The sequence below is a fragment of the Pontibacter chinhatensis genome, from assembly GCF_900113285.1.
Lineage (GTDB): Bacteria > Bacteroidota > Bacteroidia > Cytophagales > Hymenobacteraceae > Pontibacter > Pontibacter chinhatensis.
In genome coordinates this window covers 926,138-947,774 of sequence record NZ_FOOT01000001.1, presented here as the reverse complement: position 1 = coordinate 947,774, position 21,637 = coordinate 926,138, and the positions used below count along the sequence as shown (strand labels likewise).

Genomic DNA, 21,637 nt, shown 5'->3' with positions numbered 1-21,637 from the left:
GCTTCAGGAATTAAGCCCGTGAAGTATTTGTTGGATGTCGCTTTCCTCGAGGGGCTTTTGCAGGAAGCGTGCCAGGAAATCGTAGGTCTTTGCCTTTCGAACGTCCATGGAGTCTAAGGAGGAGGTGAGGATGTAGAGCCGGCAGTTTTGTTTCAGGAGCTCAGCGTGTGGAGAAAGCTTGTCCAGAAAATGCCAGCCGTCCATCTGGGGCATGTTCAGGTCGAGGAAAATGGCATTGGGTATACTTTCAGTTTGCTCCTGTTGCAGGATGGGCAGCAGCTGATGGATTGCATCGCAGGGATTCTGGAAGGTCTCATACTCCCGCGCAAACCCTTCCGCCTCCAGCATGGTCTGGGCAAGGAAAACACTGACCTCGTCATCATCAATGATATACACTTTCTCGAACACAGGAACCCTATAACAAGTATACAGCGCTTTTGCGGCAGGCTCATTTTGAACCGTCCTGATGCAGGCAGGGTGTAACGGCAAGCCAACGGGATGTACGGCTAAACAGGGTCAGAGTGCCTCAGGAGCTATACTTGCTTAGTAGAGGGAGGCTTAAATTTAGCCAATGACTCAGCGGGGCATCTGCAGCAGCACTGTGCCTGATAATAGGGAGGAAAGTATAAAATTAAAGTATGGGAAGCCGGAGGGTAAAGGTAGTGCCCGCGCCTGGGGTGCTTTCTACCTCTATGCGCCCGCCCAGCAGCCGTACCTGCTCCTTTACCAGGTAGAGGCCAAGCCCTTTGCCGTCTATTTCGTGGTGGAAGCGTTTGTACATCTTAAACAGCGAGGTGCCCACCTTTTCCAGATCCATGCCGGTGCCGTTATCCGCCACTGAAATCACGGCTTCGTTATCGTGCTGCTCCACTGAAACGATAATCGCAAGCGTTCGCCCCGGTTGCCTGTACTTAATGGCATTGGATAGCAGGTTGCGGATGATGCTGGTCAGGAAGGCTTTGACGGTAAACAGGTGCAGGCTCTCGGAGCCAGCCAGTGTTACGGTCGCCTCGGCATTGTTTATTTCCTGCTGCAGATCGCTCAGGCAATGCTGCACCAGCTCCTCCACGTCGCATAGCTCGCGGGGTTCGTCGCCCTGGTGGTGCAAGGTAAGCATCTGGTTCAGGTCGCGCACCATGCCGTCCAGCTGCTGCGCCGATTGCAGGATGGCATTCACGGCTGTTTGCTTTGTTTTCTCTGGCAGGTTGTCTTTTTGCAGGAGCCTGCCCAGGCCCAGCAGGCGGGCAATGGGGCTGCGGAAATCATGGGCGATGATCTTACGGAACAACTCCAGCTCCTCGTTCTGGCGCTGCAGTTCCTGTGAGGTCTGCAGTAGTGCCCGCTCGCGCTCTTTCTGCAGGGTGATATCCTTAGCGATGCCCAGAATGCCCACCATCTCGCCGTCCACCTTCAGCGGGAAATTGGTCACATCCAAAAAAACAGACTCCCCGTTCTCCCGCAGCACCACGGTTTGGTAACGTTGCGGAGCTCCCTGGCTGGCGGCCCTGAAGTACCCCACCGATTCCTCCCAGTGCTCCGGATGAATGAAAAGACTGAAACTTTGCCCAATGAGCTCCTCCCGACTGCGCTGCAGCACCTGGCATACGGTATTGTTCACCGTATGGAAGGCATTGTCCATCCCGATCGTGTAGATCGCGTCAGGGTAATTGTTGAAGTAGCGCCTGTTCAGCTGCTCCAGCCTCATAGACGCGAGCCCGGCGCTATGTTGCAAGGGTGAATAGAAAACGTTCATCGGGTGTTAAGTTTGTGTTGTGTAGTGTAATAGGGTGGTAGTGGTAAGTATGGTGTTGGCTTAGTAGCTCTTCTTAAGCTGAAGAACCCATTGGTCTTCCAGGGGCTTTTGCAGAAAGCCGGCCACCAGGCTGCTGCTGTTGGCGCGCCGGCGCTCCTGCTCGTCCACCGAGGAGGTAAGGATATAGATGCGGCAACGGCCTTTCAGAGCCTCCTCGTACGGGGCGAGGGCCTCCAGAAAATCCCAGCCGCTCAGAAATGGCATGTTCAGGTCGAGGAAAATAACTTCCGGGAGCGCCTCCTCGTTTCCTGCCGCGCTTTCCAGCAGGCTCTGCAGGGCCTGCTGCGCATCCAGGAATCCCCTGCATTCCGTGGCAAAGCTTTCGGCCTCCAGAATCGTCTCTGTCAGGAAGATGCTCACTTCGTCATCATCCACAATGAAAACCTTGTTATACATGTTTTGCTCCTAGGTATATCTTAAATGTGGTGCCCTGGTCGGGGGCACTTTCAACTTCTATTTTGCCGTTCAGGGCCTGCACCTGCGTTTTTACCAGGTATAAGCCTATTCCCTTGCCATGGGTGTTGGGGTGGAAACGCTTGTACAGCTGGAAGAGCTGGTGCCGCACCAGGTGCATATCCATACCTGAGCCGTTATCACGCACGGTAAGCACATACCCCCGCTTGTCACGCTCAGCCTTTATGATTAGTTCCAACTGCCTGAAATCGGATTTATACTTCAGGCTGTTAGAGATCAGGTTGTACAGGATGCTGTACAGGTAGGAGCGGATGGACATGAGCCGGAAGCTGGGGTCCACCTCTACCTGCACCTGCGCGCTGGTAAGCGCAATCTGATGCTCAAACTGATCCAGCACCTGCTGGCAAACGTGGCTAATATATACATTTTCGCGTTTGGAAACGCGGCCGTCCTCGCGCAGCGACAGGATCTCGTTGATGTCTTTCACCACAGTGTCGAGCTGCTCGATGGAGTCACGCAGCTTTTCGAGGGCGGCGTCATAGTTGGCTGTTTCTTTGGGCAGCCTGTGCACTAACTGCACAAGGCCCAGGGCGTTGGCAACCGGCGCGCGCAGGTTATGCGAGATCATGTAAGTGAACTGCTGCAGGTCCAGGTTGTGCTTGTACACATCGTCAGCCAGCTTGATGAGTAGTTTTTGCGACTTTACGGTTTCCGTGATGTCTTTGGCGATGCCCTGCGCCCCCTGCAGCTCTCCCCGGAAGTATACCGGCATCATCGACACGCTGACATTCCTGGTTTCGCCTTCTTTGGTAATGAGGCATACTTCCTGCGTCAGGGCCTGCCCAGCCCATATTTTCTCCATGGTCTCCGCCGCTGTTTCCAGGGAGTCGGGGTGCAGCAGCGTGTAGTAGGGCTGGTTGAGCAGCTCGTGTGCCTCGTAGCCGGTGAGCTTGTGCAGGTGCCCGTTCACCTTTTTGAAGGTGCCATCCAGGTTCAGGGTGAAAACGGTGTCGGGGTGCTCGAAAAACAGCGACTTGTAGTAAGCCTGGTGGTGGTCCAGGTCATAGGCCAATTTTGTGGCTGCTGTTACATCGCGGGAGCTGGTCAATATTCCCCGCACGTGCTCGTCGTGCAGCATATTCTTTCCGGTGCCCTCCAGCCAACGCCATTCGCCGCTCTTGTGCCTGAACCGGAAGGCCGGTACCTGAGCCGGCTCAAAAACCAGCAGCCTGTCCAGCGCCTCTCTTACTCCTGCCAGGTCCTCGGGGTGAATGAATGCTGCAGCAGGCTGACCCAACAGCTCCTGCGGGGTATAGCCAAGTACAGCCGTGACAGACTCGCCCACGAAAGTATAGGTATACTCCTCACTCAGAACAGCGATCAGGTCTATGCTGTTACCCACAATGGCGCGATAAAACTCGCGGGAGTAATCGTGGCTAATCTCTTTTAATACAGGAGGTTGCAAGCGGTTGTTTTTATATTTTGGCTAAAAGTTATAGGAGCATCATTTGTTAAATCGTACTTCTAAAACCGCTGTATGGCTGTGCGAAAATAATGCATAACTTCGCACGAATATACACAAGATTTACAAATCAAGTTCTGTTTTATGCTATTTTAATGAAAACTTCAAATCCGGCCTAAAGTATGGATAGGGCCGCAGGAAAGCGCTGCATTATTTATGATTAATAAGTGAAGTGGTAGTGTTTTTATCTAGCCCATAGTTCTTACCTTTTGCGGTCAGGCAAAGAGCCGGAGTTTAAGCACCCCGTATAGCCGGGCCTGTAAATAATACATCTCACCTTAAAACAATCGCTAGCCTATGAAGCTCTCTACTCCCATTTCTTATTTTCTGCTGCTTTGGCTTCTGTTATCCGGTTGGCGGCTGCAGGCGCAGGTAGTTACAACCGAGCCGGCCTTCCCGACGGCAGACAAGGCTGTTACCATCACCTTCGACCTGACCAAAGCCAAAGACAGCCGGGCAAAGGGCTTGCTCGGTAAGACCGGTGATGTATACTTATGGTCGGGGGCAGGGACTTCCGAAGATACGAATGCCTTTGAGTACCAGCCGGCCGGCCAGAACAACTGGGGCGCCCCCTTCGAGCCGGGCAAGATGACACCGCTGGGCAACGACAAGTGGCAGATTACCTTGGTGCCGCGGCAGTATTTTGGGGTGCCGGCTGGTACGCCTATCCGTAAAATGGGTTTGCTCCTGAAAAACGGAAACGGCACCGCTCAAACCGAGGATATCATTATTACCCTTTACGAAACCGCTTTTCAGGTAGCCTTTCAGCAGCCGGAGCGGGAGTTTTTCTTTGTCGCCCCCAACAGCACGATACAGGTAGAGGTAAAGGCCTCGGAGGCAGCCGAGCTGCGCCTGCTGCACGACGGCGTAGAAGTACGCAGGGCAAATGGAAGTGACAAACTCAGCTATACTTTACGCACTGGCGCTGACCAGGGGAAGCGCCACCGCCTGGTGGTGGAGGCGAAAACGGAGACGGAAAGCGCCACTGATGTATTAGAGTACATGATTAAGCCGACTTCTCCGGTGGCTGCCCTGCCCGCCGGGATGCAGGAAGGCATTAATTACGTGGATGAAGAGGAGGTGGTGCTGGTGCTCTACGCGCCCCGCAAACAGTATGTGTACGCGGTAGGTGAATTCAGCGACTGGCAACCAACGCAACAATACCTGATGAACCGCACGCCGGACGGGGAACGCTACTGGCTGCGCCTGACCGGGCTCCCGGCAGGGCAGGAGGTGGCTTACCAGTACCTGGTGGATGGCGAGCTGGCCGTGGCCGACCCTTACGCCGAGAAGATCCTGGACCCGGAGCACGACCGTTTCCTGACTGCTGCCAATTACCCGAATCTGAAGCCTTACCCGGAAGAGGCGACGGGCATTGTGTCGGTGCTGCAAACCCAGCGGCCCAAGTATAACTGGCAGGTAACCAACTTCGAAAGGCCCGCTGTGGAACAACTGGTGGTGTACGAGCTGCTGCTGCGCGACTTTGTAACTACCCGCAATTATAAAACGCTGACGGACACGCTGGGCTATTTTAAAAGACTGGGCATAAATGCCATTCAGCTCATGCCGGTTATGGAGTTCACCGGGAACGAGTCGTGGGGCTACAACCCGACCTTCTTCTTTGCCCCAGACAAAGCTTACGGCACAGCAGAGGATTTAAAAGCGTTTATTGATGCAGCGCACCAGGCAGGCATCGCCGTGATACTGGACATCGTGCTCAACCAGGCCGACTACGAATTCCCCTACGTGAAACTGTATTGGGATGGCACGAAGCCCTCCGCCGACAATCCATACTTTAACCAGCAGGCCACACACCCTTATAGCGTGTTCTTTGACTTTAACCACGACAGCCCGGCCACCCAAGCCCTGGTGCAGCGCGTGACGGAGTTCTGGCTTCAAGAGTATAAGGTGGATGGTTTCCGCTTCGACCTCTCCAAAGGCTTTACCCAGAAACAAACAGGCGATAACGTGGATGCCTGGAGTGCCTACGATGATGACCGCGTGGCTACCTGGAAGCGCATCTACAACGACATCCGAAGTATAGATAAGACCGCCTACGTGATACTGGAGCACTTTGCCGACAACGCCGAAGAGAAGGAGCTGGCTAATTACGGGATGCTGTTCTGGGGCAACGCCAACCACAATTTCCGCCAGCTGGGCAAAGGGCAAAATGCCAATCCGCAGTGGCTGTCGCACAAGGTAAGAGGGTGGGAGCAGCCGCACGTTATCGGTTATTTGGAAAGCCACGACGAGGAACGCCTGGTGTATGATGTGAAGCAAAACGGCAAGTCCACCAGCAGCTACAGTACGCGCAACCTGCCCACTGCCCTGAACCGCGCCAAGCTGGCCGCCGCCTTTGCCCTCACCGTGCCGGGGCCCAAGATGCTCTGGCAATTCGGGGAGCTGGGCTATGACGTGTCGATAGAGGAGAACGGCCGCACAGGCAACAAGCCCATCCGTTGGGAGTACCAGAACGACCCAGAGCGGGCTAAGCTCTACCAGGTATACGCTGAACTGATCAAGCTTAAAACCTCACAGCCCGCTTTTGCAACCGAAGACTTTACATTGGATCTGGCTAACATTGTCAAGCGCATCACGCTTCGCAGCGAGGACATGAGCGTGTTTCTGATCGGCAACTTTGATGTGCAGCAGCAGACGGCCCAAACAGATTTCCCGCAGGCGGGCACCTGGTACGATTATTTTACCGGGGAGGAGCTGCTGGTAACCGATCCGGAAAGGGAGGTCCTGCTTGAGCCGGGCGAGTTCAGGCTTTTCACGACCCAGCAACTGGACCAGCCGAAACCGAACCTGCTCCCCTGGGGCCGCATCATACTTTCCGCTGACGAGCTGCTGGTGGCCGGTACAAGTATAAAAGTATACCCGAATCCCACGCCCGGGGCTGTGAATTTATACTTGGAGAGCGATTACCGCGGACAGGTGCAGCTGCAGGTGCTAGATGTAACAGGCCGCGTTGTTTACCGTGATACACTGCACAAAACCCAGGAAGTATGGCAGCAACCGCTTCCCCTGCATAACGTTCGGGGTGGTTTATACTACCTGCACCTGCGCGCCGGCGACACCTACCATGTGCAGAAGCTGGTGAAGGTGGGTGAATAGCAGTTTTTTGCCCCCGGGAGGGATAAAAAGAGCCGCGTGGCGCTATAGGAAAGTATAGCCCTGCGCGGCTCTTTGCTTTGATCTCTTAACCATCATCCCGTTATGACACCTTTACTGAAAACCGCACGGCACCTGGTGCTTCTTCTTATACTTTTAACCCTACCTTACACCTCCCTTTTTGGGCAAAACAAAAGCGGTGTGTATGTAGACAAGCAGGGTGTGATGCGTTGGCAGAAGGGAGATAAAGAAGCGAACTTCTTCGGGATAAACTATACCGTGCCCTTCGCTTACGGCTACCGCTCACACAAGGCCCTGGGCGTGGATCTGGAAAAGGCCATTGATCAGGATGTGTACCATTTCGCCCGCATGGGGGTGAACGCTTTCCGGGTGCACGTATGGGATACGGAGATTTCTGACTCGGTGGGCAACCTGCTGGAGAACGAGCACCTGCGCCTGTTCGATTACCTGGTAGCCAAGCTGAAGGAGCGAAACATCAAAATCTTCCTGACGCCTATCGCTTTTTGGGGGCCGGGCTACCCGGAGCCGGACATGAAAACAGCCGGCTTCTCCAGCATCTACAACAAGCAGCAAGCCGTCACCGAAGAGGCCGCCTTTGTGGCACAGGAGCGTTACCTGCAGCAGTTTTTCAAGCACGTAAATCCTTACACAAAACTCTCTTACCAGGACGACCCAGACATCATTGCCGCTGAGATCAATAACGAGCCCAAGCACTCCGGACCCAAGGAACGGGCCACCGAGTACGTGAACCGCATGGTGCAGGCCGTGCGCGGCACCGGCTGGACAAAGCCCATCTTCTACAATATCAGCGAGTCGCCCACCTATGCCGATGCCGTGGCGAAGGCCAACATACAGGGCGTGACCTTTCAGTGGTACCCGACGGGTTTGGTGGCTAACCGCACCTTGCAGGGCAACTACCTGCCGCACGTAGATCAGTACCGCATTCCCTTCGATACCATTCCGCAGTATGCCGGCAAGGCCCGCATGGTGTATGAGTTTGATGCCGGCGATATACTCGACCCGTACATGTACCCGGCCATGGCCCGCAGCTTCCGGCAGGCTGGTTTTCAGTGGGCCACCCAGTTTGCCTACGACCCGCTGGCCACCGCCTACGGAAATACCGAATACCAGACACACTACCTCAACCTGGCCTACACCCCGGACAAAGCCATCAGCCTGATGATTGCCGCCGAGGCCTTTCTGCGGCTTCCGCGCCTGAAAAGCTACGGCGCTTACCCCGCCGATACCGTGTTTGATGTGTTCCGGGTGAGCTACAAGGAAAAGTTGAGCGAGATGAACACCCCGGAGAAATTCTACTACTCCGGTACCACCAGCACCAAACCAGCCAATGTCAACAAGCTGGCAAAAGTAGCGGGAGTGGGAAGCTCGGCCGTGGTAAAGTATAGCGGTACCGGCGCCTACTTTTTGGATAAGCTCGAAAACGGTGTGTGGCGGCTGGAAGTGATGCCGGACGCCATTCATGTGAGCGACCCGTTTGCCAAAGCATCTCCCAGGAAAAGCGTGACAAGCATACAGTGGCAGGAGCACCCGATGGAAATCAGCCTGCAGGATTTGGGAAACAGCTTTGCGGTGGAAGGGCTGAACGAGGGCAACAGCTATACTTCCAAAGCAAGTAGCAGAAGCTTCAACGTCAGGCCGGGGGTATACCTGCTTTCCAAGGGCGGCAAAAGTATAAAAAAGGCGAATGCCAAAGCCTTAGGGACCATTGGGTTAAGAGAGTTTGTGGCCCCGCAACCCACTACGGGAAAGGTATACCTGCGCCATACCCCTTTGGCAGAGGTGAGCTCCGGCAAGCCGTATACCATTCAGGCAACCATAGCAGGGGCCGATGCCAAAGCCAAAGTAAGCCTGGCTGCCAACAACCTCTCGGGTGTCTGGAATACGGTGGAGATGAAGCAGGTGCGACCTTATACGTATGAGGCAGCAGTGCCCGCCGAACTGCTCACCCCCGGGGCGCTGAAGTATAGAATCATCGTGGAGGAGCCTGACGAGGACTTTACCGTTTTCCCGGGAGGGCACAAGGGCAATCCCTGGGCCTGGGACTATGTACAGACTGATATGTGGCAGACGTATGTGGCCGCTGCAAATGGCGCGCTGTCCCTGTTTAATCCGTCAACCGATCAGAACCTGTTTATCTACCCCAACCTCTGGCAAGGCAATGAGCGGCAGGTTATCACTGGTAAAAAGCCCGGACAACTCATCCTCAAACTTACCAGCCAGGAAAAACCGCAGGAGGGCGTGATGGGCTTTCAGGTATATGTGGGGGATAAGTTGGCGGGGCGGCAGACAGAGTTGCCTACTTTTGACAAACTGGTGATCCGGGCTCGCGCAGCGGCTCCTGTTCAGGCAAAGCTGTCGCTGATTACTGCCGCAGGCTCGGCCTTTGCTGCAAGTATCAACCTCGATTCCGAGTTCAGGGAGATAGAAGTACCGCTCAGTAGCCTGACACCTTCCGCTTTTATACTTCTGCCAAGGCCATACCCCGGTTTTCACCCTTTCCGTTTCCAATCCGGTGCAGCAGCGTCCTTTAACCTGCGCCAGGTCGAAAAGTTGGAGCTAACCATTGGCGAAGGCGCTGCGCCCCAGACTTATAGTTTTGAAATAGAGGGCGTTTGGCTGGAGCAGGCAGAAAGCCAGCTAGACTAAGTATAACATAGCCTCTCCTGATTCTTGGTATTATACAATTCTAATAAATACTTGTAACTATCTGGCTTGTAATTAGTTAAAGTAGGTATAATCATTGTTTAAAATTTCCTGATTCAGGAGGGATATTTTAAGCGACTACTGGCTATACAGGTAAAGAGCAAGCGCTCACTTTATACCGCTGTTACGTACATGAGATACCAATTTGCCAGTGTCGCAGACCTTGCTGCAGACGAATTTTTTGCCCGGTGGGTAGTTTCGCCTACGGCAGAAAGTGACGCTTTCTGGCAGAATTGGCTCCTGCAATACCCCTCAAAGCGTGAGGAGGTGGAGCAGGCGCGCAGGCTTGTAAGTTTGTTATCCGATGATTTGTACCCGTACCGGGCTTCTGACGAAGAGGCTATCTGGCAGCGGTTGCAAAAAGAGGTACAGCAGGAGCAGGCTGCCACAGAACCCAAAGTGATGGCCATTAATAATTGGCGGCAGAAGCGGTATTACCTGAGCATGGCGGCCTCTGTGGCGCTTATACTGCTGGTATCGTCGCTGTTCCTGCTACGCCAGGCGCCGGTTAAGTATAGCACGGGTTACGGAGAGCAGCTTTCGGTACAATTGCCGGATGGCTCCAGGGTAGTGCTGAACGGAAACTCCGCCCTGACCTATACAAACGACTGGCCCGGCCTGTCGGACCGGAAAGTAGACCTGCAGGGCGAGGCTTTCTTTGAGGTGGTGCACAAGGGAATTGCGCAGCCGTTTGTGGTTCGGGCGGCAGATGATACAGAGGTTAAAGTTCTGGGGACAGCGTTTAACGTGACAAGCCGCAACCACACGAGCCGGGTGGTGCTGGCCTCCGGAAAAGTGCAGCTTACTTACACTAGCAACGGCGCTCCAAGCCAGCTCAGCATGCAGCCCGGAGAACTGGTGGAGGTAAGCCAGGGTGGCAGCCATGTACTGCAGCAGCAGGTAAGCCCGGAAGTATACACTGCCTGGAAAGATGACAAAGTGATTTTCGACAACACCTCCTTACAGGACATTGCCGACATGCTGGAACAGGTGTATGGCTATAAAGTGGTGATAGCGGACGCTGAGCTGGCCCGGCAAAGGCTCACAGCCAGCCTGAAAGGGCAGGGGGTGGACAAGATCCTGGCAACCGTCTCGGCCACGCTGGGAGCCAAAGTTACCGTGCAAAAGGAATCAAAAACTATACTTATATCTATTTCATAACCTATCGTATGCAAAACAAATATACCCGTAGAATCAGGGCCATTGGCCTTTCTACAGTGTTGTGTTGCCTTGGCTTGCCTGCCACCTCCCAAAACCTGTATGCTTCGGGGGATGTGCAGCTGGAACTGGCATCCAGCAGCCGCAGCGCAGCGCGGGGCTACACCAGCACATCGCTGAAGGCTGCCTTAAACGATCTGCAACGCAAGTTCGGCATTCAGTTTTCCTACAAGGCAGATGTGGCGGAGAACCTGCAGCTCCGCATGCCTGCCTCGCTCGATGGCGAAAAGGATGCCGATGCCTTACTGACCCGCATCCTTTCCCCTGCCGGCCTGAGCTACAAGAAGGTAGACGAAGTATACATTATCGAAAAGGCGGCTGCCACGCCAGCCCCTGCACCTGCCAGCAGGGAGACTGCCAAGTCCGGCACCAGCATCAACAGCCAGACCAACATAACGGTAAACGGCACGGTGAAGGATGAGGCTGGCACGGGTCTGCCCGGCGTGACGGTGGTGCTGCAAGGCACCACCCGGGGTACTTCCACCGATGCCAACGGTAACTTCAGCATTGCGGTACCGGAAACCGGTGCGGTGCTAGTGTTCTCTTACATCGGCTATACTACCCAGCAGGTAACCGTGGGCAACCAGACCTCCCTTAACATTACCCTTGCCCAGGATATGAAGGCCCTGGAAGAAGTAGTGGTGGTGGGCTACGGTACCCAGCGCAAGAGCGACATCACCGGCTCGGTAACCGCCATTTCCCAGGAGGACTTCCAGCAAGGAAACATCACCACCCCAGAGCAGCTTATTGCCGGTAAGGTAGCCGGTGTGCAGATTTCCTCGAACGGTGGTGCCCCAGGCTCTGGCAGCCGCATCCGTATCCGGGGCGGCTCCTCCCTGAACGCCAGCAACGACCCGCTTATCGTGATTGACGGGGTGCCGATTGACAACAGCGGCATCTCCGGAACGGCGAACCCGCTGGCGCTCATCAACCCGAACGATATCGAGACCTTTAACGTGCTGAAGGATGCCTCTGCGACGGCCATTTACGGCTCACGCGCCTCAAACGGGGTAATCATCATCACCACCAAGCGTGGCCGTGCGGGCGATAAAATGAACGTAAGCCTGAACTCGCTGGTATCGGTATCGCAACTGAGGGACAAGGTAGAGGTGCTGACCGGTGACGAGTACCGAGCCGCGGTAAACCAGTACGCCACTGAGGAAAACAAGGCGCTGCTGGGGCAGGCCAACACCGATTGGCAGGACCTGATTTTCCGGGATGCTGTGAGCCAGGACCACAACCTGAGCGTGAGCGGCTCTGTGAAGAACCTGCCGTACCGCGTGTCTGTGGGTTACTTGGACCAGGAAGGCATCCTGCTGACGTCTGAGATGAAGCGTGGAACCGGATCCGTAAGCCTGAACCCTACCTTCTTTAACGATCACCTGACCGTGAACCTGAATGTGAAGGGCATCAAGGCGAAGCACCAGTTTGCGAACGAGGGTGTGATAGGTACAGCTGTTCAGTTTGACCCAACCCAGTCGCCGTATGATTCGGACAACACCCGGTTTGGCGGCTACTTCGAGTGGGTGGACCAGAACGGCAACGTGAACACGCTGGCGCCGCGCAACCCGCTCAGCACCCTGAAGCAGACCGATGACAACAGCGACGTGAGCAGAAGCATCGGTAACATCCAGCTGGACTACAAATTCCACTTCTTGCCGGAGTTGAGGGCCAACCTGAACCTGGGTTACGATGTGTCGAAGAGCGAGGGCTCGGTGACGCTGCCTACCACACTTGCGTCTGTATTCACGCAGGGCGGCAGCTTCTCGCAGTACGAGCAGCGCAAGAACAACAACCTGCTGGACTTCTACCTGAACTATGTGAAAGAGTATGCGGAGCTGAAGAGCCGCGTGGATTTCACAGCCGGTTACTCTTACCAGAAGTTCAAAAACGAAGTGCCACCGTTTGCCACGCTGAACCTGGCTGGTGACACGATTACGAGGGCTCCGAACCCAATCGAGACCAACAACGTGCTGCTGTCTTACTTCGGGCGTCTGAACTATGCGTTTATGGACCGCTACATTCTGACGGCTACCATCCGCCGCGATGGTTCTTCCCGCTTCAGCCCGGACAACAGGTGGGGCACGTTCCCGGCGCTTGCTTTTGCCTGGAGAATCAACGAGGAGCCTTTCCTGCAAAACGTTACGGCCATCTCTGACCTGAAACTGCGACTGGGTTACGGTGTGACGGGGCAGCAGGACATCGGGCAGGATGCGTTCTACCCATACCTGGCCCGCTACGTGCCTAGCAACCAGGAAGCCAGCTACCAGATTGGCGATACCTTCTACCGCACGCTGCGTCCGCAGGGATACGACGAGAACATTAAGTGGGAAGAGACCAAAACCTACAACGTTGGCCTGGACTTCGGCTTCCTGAACAACAGAATCAACGGTAGCCTGGACTATTACTACAAGAAAACGGAAGACCTGCTGGCCATCATTCAGGTGCCTGCCGGCTCTAACCTGACTAACCGCCTCTACACGAACGTAGGCAGCATCGAGAACCGTGGCCTGGAGGCAGTCCTCAACTTCAACGTGATCAACACCGAGCAGTTTAACTGGGACGTTGGCCTGAACGGTACCTTTAACAGGAATGAGATCATCAAGCTGAGCAGAACGCAGGACGATGATGCCTTGGGTATCCCGGTAGGCGGTATTGGCGGTGGTGTTGGTAATACCATCCAGATCCATACTGTGGGCCATCCGACATTTGCTTACTACGTGTACAAGCAGGTGTACGGGGAGGACGGACGTCCGATAGAGGGCCTGTATGCTGATTTGAACGGCGATGGCCAGATCACAGACCAGGATTTGTACCGTTACAAGAGCCCTGAGCCTAGAGCCTACTTTGGCTTTAACACGCAACTGAGCTACAACAAGTGGAGCCTGGGCATGGTGCTGCGCGGATCTGTTGGCAACTACGTGTACAACAACATCAAGGCCAACGCTTTCTACAGCAACCTCGACTGGGAAGGATACCTGCTTACGATCCCAACTTTTATCAATGATTTTGGCTTTGTGGGGCCGGATGATCCGAACCGCCAGTACTCCGATTACTTTATTGAGAATGCCTCGTTCCTGCGCATGGATAACATCAACCTGGGCTACAACGTGGGCAGCATCCTGAACGACAGGGTAAACCTGCGCCTGACGGCCACCGGCCAGAACATCTTCGTGATCACGAAGTATGACGGCCTGGACCCTGAGGTGACCGGAGGCATTGACAACAACTTCTACCCAAGACCAAGAATCCTGTCGCTGGGCTTAAATCTGGATTTCAAATAATAGCTGAAGTATAAAATGAAGACGAAATATATAGCTAGTCTGCTCCTGTCGGGCCTCATCGGCTTCTCGGCTGTATCCTGTACAGATGACCTGGACCAGACTCCTCCTTATGAGGTAACGTCCGCCACCGTCTACAACGATTTTAACAATTACAAACAAGTGCTGGCCAAAGTATACGCAGGCCTTGCCCTTACCGGACAGCAGGGCCCTGCCGGCAACCCGGACATTACGGGCGGCGACGAGGGCTTCTCCTCGTACCTGCGCCAGTACTGGCAGCTGCAGGAACTCCCTACCGACGAAGCCGTGATTGGCTGGGGCGATGCGGGCTTGCCTGACCTGCACGACATGGACTGGACCCCAAACAACCAGTTCGTGACGGCGCTGTTTGCCCGTATCTACTACCAGATATCGCTCTCCAACGAGTTTATCCGCGAGACATCGGATGACAAGCTTTCTGGTAGGGGTATTTCCGGTGCCAATGCCGAAACAGCCAGGTTGTTCCGTGCCGAAGCCCGCTTCCTGCGTGCGCTGAGCTACTACCACGCGCTGGACCTGTATGGCAACGTGCCTTTCATTGATGAGACCAATACCGTAGGTGCCTTCTTCCCGGAGCAGATTCAAAGGGCTGACTTGTTTGATTACATAGAAGCCGAACTGCTGGATGTGGAGAACCTGCTGGTAGACCCGATGCAGAACGAGTACGCCCGCGCCGACAAAGCTGCTGCCTGGATGCTGCTGGCCAAGCTGTACCTGAACGCCGAAGTATATACAGGTGAGAACCGTTATGCCGACGCCATGACTTACGCCAAAAAGGTAGTGGACGCGGGCTATCCGCTGGAAGAGGATTACGATGACCTGTTCCTGGCTGACAACCACACGGCCAAAGGCATCATTTTCCCGATTGCTTTCGACGGGTTGAGAACGCAGACCTTTGGTGGCACTACCTACCTGGTGCACGCCCCAATCGGTGGCTCTATGCGTCCGGTGGAGGATTTTGGCGTGAACGGTGGCTGGGCCGGTCTGAGAACCACTTCGGCCTTTGTGGAGCTGTTCCCGGACCCAACCAACAGCCCGGACGACCGCGCCAACTTCTACACTGACGGGCAGTCGCTGGAGATTAACGAGATTGGTCCGTTCTCGAATGGTTATGCCATCGTCAAGTATAAAAACCTTACCTCTACTGGCCAAAAAGGCTCCCACCCAGGTATGGAGTTCGTGGACACGGACTTCCCGCTGTTCCGGGTGGAGGATGCTTACCTGATGTATGCCGAGGCAGCGCTTCGTGCAGGTGGCGACCTGGGGCTGGCCGTGGAACTGGTGAACAGGCTGCGCCGCCGCGCTTATGGCGACGACTCCGGAAACATCACACCAGGCCAACTGACGCTGCAGTTTATACTGGACGAGCGGGGCCGTGAGCTGTATTGGGAGGCTCACAGAAGAACTGACCTGATCCGTTACGGTCAATTCACCGGCAGCCAATACGTGTGGCCATGGAAGGGCGGCGTGGCAGAAGGACGTGCCGTGGGAGATTTCCGCACGATATACCCTATCCCAACCCCGGATATTATTTCCAACCCGAACCTGGTTCAGAACCCGGGATATTAATAGGTAAAAAAGCACTTGCCGGCACACCACTTAGAAGTGTGTGGGCAAGTGTATAACATCATACTTTTAAAGATGATATATGAAAAGCTGGTTTAACAGATCCATAGTATTCTTTGTCGCGGCGCTGGCGCTAACCAGTTGCGAGAAAGATGAAGATAGGGCGGTTGCCCGGGAGGGGGCAACCATTAACCTGACCACCTCCTCTAACGCGGTGGTGCTAACTGAAGAGGGGGCCGAGGCGGAGGCGCTGACACTGTCCTGGGATGAGGCTGACTTTGGCTACCAAGCAGCGGTGACGTATGCTTTGCAGATAGACACGGCCGACAACAACTTCAGCACCCCTTTTAACATGCCGCTGCAGGATGCCCGCGAAAAAGTGTTTACCGGAGCCGAACTGAACACCCTGCTGACAAGGCTGAAGTATGCCCAGGAGGAAACGCACGATGTGAACATGCGCATCAGAGCCACTGTGTCTAACCTGGTGGAGCCGATCTATTCCGCTGCGCAGAAAGTTTCGGTAACTACGTACTCTACCTTTGTGGAGCCGAGCTTTGTGTATGTGCCCGGCGACTACCAGGGCTGGAGCCCTGAAACGGCGCCTTCGCTTATCTCAGTGGAGAGCAACGGCATTTACCAGGGCATCATCAGCTTCAACAACAAGGACAACAACCTTAAATTCAAAATCACGGAGGGAAGAAGCTGGTCAGTAAACTATGGCGGCGGCGCTGCTGCCGGTACGCTGGCATTGAACGGACCGGACCTGGCTGTTCCAACCAAAGACAGCTACCGCATCACCGTCGACCTGAATAACATGACCTGGTCAGCAGCCAAATACTCGTGGGGCCTGATTGGCGATGCTACGCCCGGAGGTTGGGACAAGGACACAGACATGATCTACGACAACGAGGCCGGTGTTTGGAGACTCACGACTGCTTTAACAGCGGGCAAGATCAAGTTCAGGCTGAACGACGACTGGGGCACGAACTACGGCGAGGACAATGGCGACAGCGTTCTGGAAGCCGGAGGGGCTGACATTTCTGTTGCGGCCGGTACTTACGAGATCGTGCTGGACCTGGAGAATGAGGATGGCACTGCGACCTATACTCTCACCAAAAAGTAAGTATAAAGTATAGTATAAACGAAAACAGCCCGGAGGCCTAAGCTTCCGGGCTGTTTTCGTTTGTAGTAAAGTATAAAGGGCTGCAGCGTGTAAGCTATAGTATGTTTATACTTTGGGCTATACTTGCTGAGCGGTTATTAGTACTTTCTTATTCCTTTATACTTCCGAACCTGTTGCCGAAGAAGTCGCCCTCGTTCCAAGTAGGTCGTTGCGCATCCTGGGCCACCAGGTAGCCGATAAGGAAGTTGAGCTGCACATACTTTTTGGCCGCATCGAAGTCGAAGGTGCCACCCTCGAAGTTATCCTGCGGTTTGTGGTAATACTTCTCGCGCCATACTTTCACGGTCTCATCAAGATTGTTTTTGCCGTCGGCGGTTTTGTTGCCATACTTGATGTGGAGCGCCGGCACGCCCTGCACCACAAAGCTATACTGGTCGCTGCGCACGAAGCGGTTCTGCTCCGGCTCCGGGTCCTCTTCCACATCCAGGCCCAGGTAGTTGCTGGCCTTTTGCACCTCTCCCTGAAGTGAAGAATGGGCAGCCCCCAGCGGCACCACCGACAGCAGCGGCGCAATCAGCGTGGGCATGTCGGTATTTACGTTGGCCACCAGCTGCGAGGCAGGCACGGTAGGGTACTTGGCAAAGTATGCCGAACCGAGCAGGCCCATTTCCTCCGCCGTTACCATCACGATCAGAATGGAGCGCTTTGGCTTTTGCTTTAAGTTGTTGTACACACGGGCAATCTCCAGCAGGCTGGCTACGCCGGAGGCGTTGTCGTGGGCACCATTATAGATAGAATCACCGTCGATGGGCCTGCCCACGCCAATGTGGTCAAGGTGGGCACTGTGCACCACATACTCATTTTTCAGCACTGGGTCAGAGCCTTCAATCTTGCCTACCACATTCGGGCTCTCGATGTCTTCGTAGCGGTTGCTGTAGCTGGTTTCAATACTGAAAGGCAGGTTAGCGGATGCTGGCTGGCCGTTGCGGAGGTTGGTAGCTACTTGCACCAGATCAAGGTTAGCACCCTCCATCAGCTTTTGCAGCACGTTAAAGTGGAGCATGCCGAGTACTTTTATACTTTCGTGGTAGCTGCGCGAGGCGGCTACTTTCCCATCCGCCCCCATCACGCTGGACATGCCGCGCGAAGAAAACTCAGGCAGGTTGCCTGCTGGGTTGAGCGAGGCGACCAGCACGCCCACAGCCCCGTTCTTGGCGGCCGTATTCAGTATCGTCTGGTAGTCGGTGCTGTAAGAGGATACCGTGGAGGGAAATCCTTCAGGGGTACCGCGCATAATCACCACGATTTTACCTTTCGCGTCGAGGTTGGCGTAGTCGTCGTAGTTCATGTCGGGGGCGCTGATGCCGAAGCCTGCAAATACGAGCGGCGCCTCCACCGTCACCTGCTCCTGCCCGGCATTCGGGAAGATGCTGAAATCCTTGCCGTAGGCCAATTCCGCCACGCCGGCAGCTCCTGCGTCGAGTTGCATGGTGGCATCGGGGTTGGTGTAGGCGGTGCGCACCCGAACGGTTTGCAGGTAGGTGTTATTTTCGCCGGCAGGTTGCACGTTCAGTTTGCGGAACTGGTCAGTTACGTAGTCTACCGCCATCTGGTAACCCGGTGTGCCCGGTTTGCGGCCCAGCAGCTTGTCGTCAGCCAGGTAGGCAATGTGGTTGCGGATATCACTTGGCTTCACTTTCTCCATCGCCTTGGCCACCTTCTTCGGCACCTCCGGCGACTGGGCAAGGGCAGCAGGCAGGGCCAGAGCCAGGCAAAGTCCCGTGGCTATACTTTTCAGTTTCATAGTTGGTTTTTTGATCATCCTGTAAATAAAACAATTCAACGGCAGTTATCCCACCTCTAATGACCCGGCGGTGAAAAATCAGGCACTTTTCGTATCGCAGAAGTATGAAAAATAGTATGGAACATATGCGGTCCTGCCATCCTGCTTTTCTGTATGGTAAATCATTTGCGTAAAGGATAGTTAGGTTATCTCGCTGTATGCTTTATCTTTATACTATTTTAGATGCCTGCCATACTTTCTGCTAGCAGCAGCAAGAGGTATCTGTATAACTATCTTTCCGGTATACTGTTAGAAGCTCATGAACCTGGATAAAACGCTTGACCTGATCCGGCAGATTGCCGAAAGCACCGTTCGCGGCGAGGCCGACGCGATAGATAAAGAAGCCCGATGGCCGGAGCAAAGCATGCGCAAGCTGCAGCAGGAGGGGCTTGGAGGCTTTGTGGTGCCGCTGGAAAATGGCGGGCTGGGGCAAGGACTGCTGGGGTTGGCCAAGGCCTGCGAAATCCTGGGGGAGGAGTCGGCCTCTGCAGGCCTGTGCTTCGGGATGCACTGCGTTGGCACCGCCATGATAGCCGCCAAAGCCACCGCGTACCAGAAGCAGCACTTCCTCGGGCCCATTGCTGCCGGCGAGCACCTGACCACCCTGGCGCTAAGCGAGCCCGGCACAGGGGCACATTTTTACTTCCCACAGACACAACTCCTCTCGGTTTCCAATGACGCATTTATGCTGCGTGGTGATAAGACCTTTGTCACTAACGGGGGACATGCTGATTCGTACGTTATCTCCACGATGGGTGTGGACCCGGAGGCGATGCAGCATGAGTTTTCGTGCGTAGTGGTGGAGGCCGGCAGTGAGGGAATGAACTGGGGACAAGCGTGGGATGGCATCGGCATGCGCGGCAACTCGTCGCGCAGCCTGGCGCTGAAAGATGTGCGCGTACCGGCCCGTAACCTCTTGGGCGAGCAGGGCGACCAGTTGTGGTACATATTCCAGGTGGTGGCGCCCTATTTCCTGACCGCCATGTCGGGTACCTACCTGGGGCTGGCGCAGGCGGCGTTTGACCAGGCGCGGGAGCACATGATGCACCGCACCTACCGCCACAGCGGCACGTCGCTGAGCCAAATCCAGCTCCTGCAGCACCGCCTGGGCACACTGTGGGCAAAAGTTGAGCGAACCCGCCAGCTGGTTTACCACGCTTGCCGGCAGTACGACAGCGGAGACGCCTCCGCCATACTTTCCATCATCTCCTCCAAAGCCGAGGTGGCCCATTGCTGCGTGGAGGTAGTTAACGAGGCCATGACCATCTCGGGCGGCATCGCCTACCGCGAAAACTCCCGACTCGAAACCTTGCTACGCGATGCCCGGGCTGCCCACATCATGGCACCTACCACCGATGTACTTTATACCTGGCTGGGGCGCGCCCTGCTGGAGCAACCCATCCTCGAAAGCTAAGCTTCCATGACTGAGATTCTCCATACCGGACTTTACCCTAACACACTCGACCTCCTGCAGGAGCACTTGCAGGGGCAGGAGTTTGTGTTTAAGGAAGTGGGAGAGGGGGATGTACGGAAAATGGATGGCAACCTTAAAAAGTATGCTGCGCTGCTGGTGGGCGAGGAGACCAATAACCCGGTGCGGTTAGCGCAGGAAGCCTACGCCCGCGACAAAAACCTTTCGGTGCTGCTAATTAACGATGAGCGCAATTATGTGCGGGTGAAGCAGTCGCTGCAGTTTTCACCTTTTGTGGGACCGACGGTGGTGTGTGTGCCCAACACGGTTCAGGAGCGGCTGGCGGCCATGGTACAGGACGCGGCACAGCGCACGGAGCAGCGGCGCAGCTTCCAGAACCTGCGCAAGTCCATTGGGCCGGACCTGGACTTTAGCGTGGCGGCGCTGGAGAAGGTGCGCGGCGACTATACGGCCCGCGTGCTGGAGGAGGCTCCCATCGGGGCAGCACTGGTGTCAAAGTATGGCAAGGTGCTGACGATTAATGCGTATGCGGCCCACATTTTCGGCAAAACGGAGCGGGAGATATTATCGGGCCCCTTGCTGGCGCTTTTTCCGAAGGAGGAGCAGCCAGGTGTGGAGCAGTTCGTGAACCAGGACCCTATCACAGAACCTAAGCGCGTGTTCGAGCTACCGCTGGCTGCCGGGCCGAAGTACCTGGAGATTTCACTGGCGGAGGTTGACGACCGCAACCGGGAGAATTTTAAGATTCTCATCATCAACGACATCACCGAGACCATGCTTTCCCAGCAGCGCACGCAGGCCCACCTGGAGGAGTTGGAGCGGATGAATACAAACCTCATGCGCCTGAATGCCGACCTGGACACGTTTATCTACACCGCCTCCCACGACCTTAAATCGCCCATACTCAATATTGAGGGCCTGGTTGAGTTGTTGGAAGGGAGCCTGGGCGACAAGCGTCAGGAGGTGGCGCCAGAGTTGGAGCATATCAAGGCGTCGGTGCAGCGCTTTAAAAATACGGTGGAGGACCTGACAGAGGTGGCCCGCATCCAGAAAAGCTTTGAGCAGGAGGCCACGCTGCTGCAGGTAACAGAGCTGGTGGAGGAGGTAAAGCAACTGATTTCGTTTGATATCAAAGCTGCTGAGGCTGTGATTGAAGTAGACTGCTCCGGCGCGCGCCAGCTATACTTCTCGAAGCGGAACTTTAAAAGTATACTTTACAACCTGGTCAGCAACGCCGTCAAATACCGTTCTCCGGAACGTGTGCCACACATCCTGATTAAAACCTGGCAGGAGGAAGGCAACTTTTTGCTCAAGGTACAAGACAATGGGCTGGGCATCCCGGCCTCTAAGAGGGAGAAGGTGTTCGAGCTTTTCAGGCGCCTGCATAGCCACGTGAAAGGCACAGGCATCGGCCTTTACATCGTCAAGCGCATTGTGCAGAACAACGGCGGAAGTATAGCCTTGCAGAGTACCGAGGGCGAGGGCAGCACGTTCACCATAACCTTGCCGGTGAAGGAGTCTGTGTAG

General features: G+C 55.2%; 13 protein-coding genes. 8 read left to right on the top strand and 5 right to left on the bottom strand.

The genetic code is table 11. The features are described from left to right. Positions 1-3: 3 nt before the first annotated feature. From BM040_RS03915 to BM040_RS03900, 4 genes are all read right to left on the bottom strand, one after another. Complete coding sequence (locus BM040_RS03915; protein WP_175490966.1) at positions 4-408, bottom strand: response regulator; 405 nt, start codon at positions 406-408, stop codon at positions 4-6. Positions 409-631: 223 nt separating this feature from the next. Beyond that, positions 632-1,753, bottom strand: a complete 1,122-nt coding sequence (locus tag BM040_RS03910) for a PAS domain-containing sensor histidine kinase (RefSeq protein WP_092099164.1) — start codon at positions 1,751-1,753, stop codon at positions 632-634. Positions 1,754-1,813: 60 nt separating this feature from the next. After that, entirely contained in the window at positions 1,814-2,209 is a 396-nt protein-coding gene (locus tag BM040_RS03905) for a response regulator (RefSeq protein WP_092099163.1), read from the bottom strand. Then, positions 2,202-3,692: a sensor histidine kinase gene (locus BM040_RS03900; protein ID WP_092099162.1), complete on the bottom strand. Its 1,491-nt coding sequence runs from the start codon at positions 3,690-3,692 to the stop codon at positions 2,202-2,204. Before BM040_RS03900 ends, BM040_RS03905 begins: the two co-directional genes overlap by 8 nt. Before the next feature lie 354 nt (positions 3,693-4,046). Between BM040_RS03900 and BM040_RS03895 the strand changes: the two genes are divergently transcribed. The 6 genes from BM040_RS03895 (at position 4,047) to BM040_RS03870 (ending at position 16,835) form a co-directional block, all read left to right on the top strand. Continuing rightward, positions 4,047-6,866: a DUF4961 domain-containing protein gene (locus BM040_RS03895; RefSeq protein ID WP_092099161.1), complete on the top strand. Its 2,820-nt coding sequence runs from the start codon at positions 4,047-4,049 to the stop codon at positions 6,864-6,866. A 102-nt stretch (positions 6,867-6,968) separates the two neighbouring features. Beyond that, positions 6,969-9,551, top strand: a complete 2,583-nt coding sequence (locus BM040_RS03890; protein WP_092099160.1) for a cellulase family glycosylhydrolase — start codon at positions 6,969-6,971, stop codon at positions 9,549-9,551. 189 nt (positions 9,552-9,740) lie between these two features. Then, complete coding sequence (locus BM040_RS03885) at positions 9,741-10,769, top strand: FecR family protein (RefSeq protein WP_092099159.1); 1,029 nt, start codon at positions 9,741-9,743, stop codon at positions 10,767-10,769. 8 nt (positions 10,770-10,777) lie between these two features. Then, positions 10,778-14,110 carry a SusC/RagA family TonB-linked outer membrane protein gene (locus tag BM040_RS03880; protein ID WP_245756088.1) on the top strand — a complete coding sequence of 1,111 codons (3,333 nt, stop codon included), beginning with the start codon at positions 10,778-10,780 and terminating at the stop codon, positions 14,108-14,110. Positions 14,111-14,125: 15 nt separating this feature from the next. After that, a complete protein-coding gene (locus tag BM040_RS03875) occupies positions 14,126-15,715 on the top strand; it encodes a RagB/SusD family nutrient uptake outer membrane protein (protein WP_092099158.1) in 1,590 nt (529 codons plus the stop codon). Between the two features lie 79 nt (positions 15,716-15,794). Further along, positions 15,795-16,835, top strand: a complete 1,041-nt coding sequence (locus BM040_RS03870; RefSeq protein ID WP_092099157.1) for a SusE domain-containing protein — start codon at positions 15,795-15,797, stop codon at positions 16,833-16,835. A 148-nt stretch (positions 16,836-16,983) separates the two neighbouring features. Here BM040_RS03870 and BM040_RS03865 read toward each other — a convergent pair whose 3' ends face one another. After that, positions 16,984-18,639 carry a M28 family peptidase gene (locus BM040_RS03865; protein WP_092099464.1) on the bottom strand — a complete coding sequence of 552 codons (1,656 nt, stop codon included), beginning with the start codon at positions 18,637-18,639 and terminating at the stop codon, positions 16,984-16,986. Between the two features lie 298 nt (positions 18,640-18,937). Between BM040_RS03865 and BM040_RS03860 the strand changes: the two genes are divergently transcribed. Beyond that, on the top strand, positions 18,938-20,092 hold the full coding sequence (locus BM040_RS03860) for an acyl-CoA dehydrogenase family protein (RefSeq protein ID WP_092099156.1): 1,155 nt from the start codon (positions 18,938-18,940) through the stop codon (positions 20,090-20,092). A 6-nt stretch (positions 20,093-20,098) separates the two neighbouring features. Then, positions 20,099-21,637 carry a sensor histidine kinase gene (locus tag BM040_RS03855; RefSeq protein ID WP_092099155.1) on the top strand — a complete coding sequence of 513 codons (1,539 nt, stop codon included), beginning with the start codon at positions 20,099-20,101 and terminating at the stop codon, positions 21,635-21,637.

Coding starts and splice junctions, on each gene's coding strand:
- BM040_RS03865 (WP_092099464.1), bottom strand. CDS start 18,639: ATGAAACTGAAAAGTATAGCCACGGGACTTTGCCTGGCTCTGGCCCTG.
- BM040_RS03870 (WP_092099157.1), top strand. CDS start 15,795: ATGAAAAGCTGGTTTAACAGATCCATAGTATTCTTTGTCGCGGCGCTG.
- BM040_RS03885 (WP_092099159.1), top strand. CDS start 9,741: ATGAGATACCAATTTGCCAGTGTCGCAGACCTTGCTGCAGACGAATTT.
- BM040_RS03905 (WP_092099163.1), bottom strand. CDS start 2,209: ATGTATAACAAGGTTTTCATTGTGGATGATGACGAAGTGAGCATCTTC.
- BM040_RS03855 (WP_092099155.1), top strand. CDS start 20,099: ATGACTGAGATTCTCCATACCGGACTTTACCCTAACACACTCGACCTC.
- BM040_RS03875 (WP_092099158.1), top strand. CDS start 14,126: ATGAAGACGAAATATATAGCTAGTCTGCTCCTGTCGGGCCTCATCGGC.
- BM040_RS03880 (WP_245756088.1), top strand. CDS start 10,778: ATGCAAAACAAATATACCCGTAGAATCAGGGCCATTGGCCTTTCTACA.
- BM040_RS03890 (WP_092099160.1), top strand. CDS start 6,969: ATGACACCTTTACTGAAAACCGCACGGCACCTGGTGCTTCTTCTTATA.
- BM040_RS03860 (WP_092099156.1), top strand. CDS start 18,938: ATGAACCTGGATAAAACGCTTGACCTGATCCGGCAGATTGCCGAAAGC.
- BM040_RS03910 (WP_092099164.1), bottom strand. CDS start 1,753: ATGAACGTTTTCTATTCACCCTTGCAACATAGCGCCGGGCTCGCGTCT.
- BM040_RS03895 (WP_092099161.1), top strand. CDS start 4,047: ATGAAGCTCTCTACTCCCATTTCTTATTTTCTGCTGCTTTGGCTTCTG.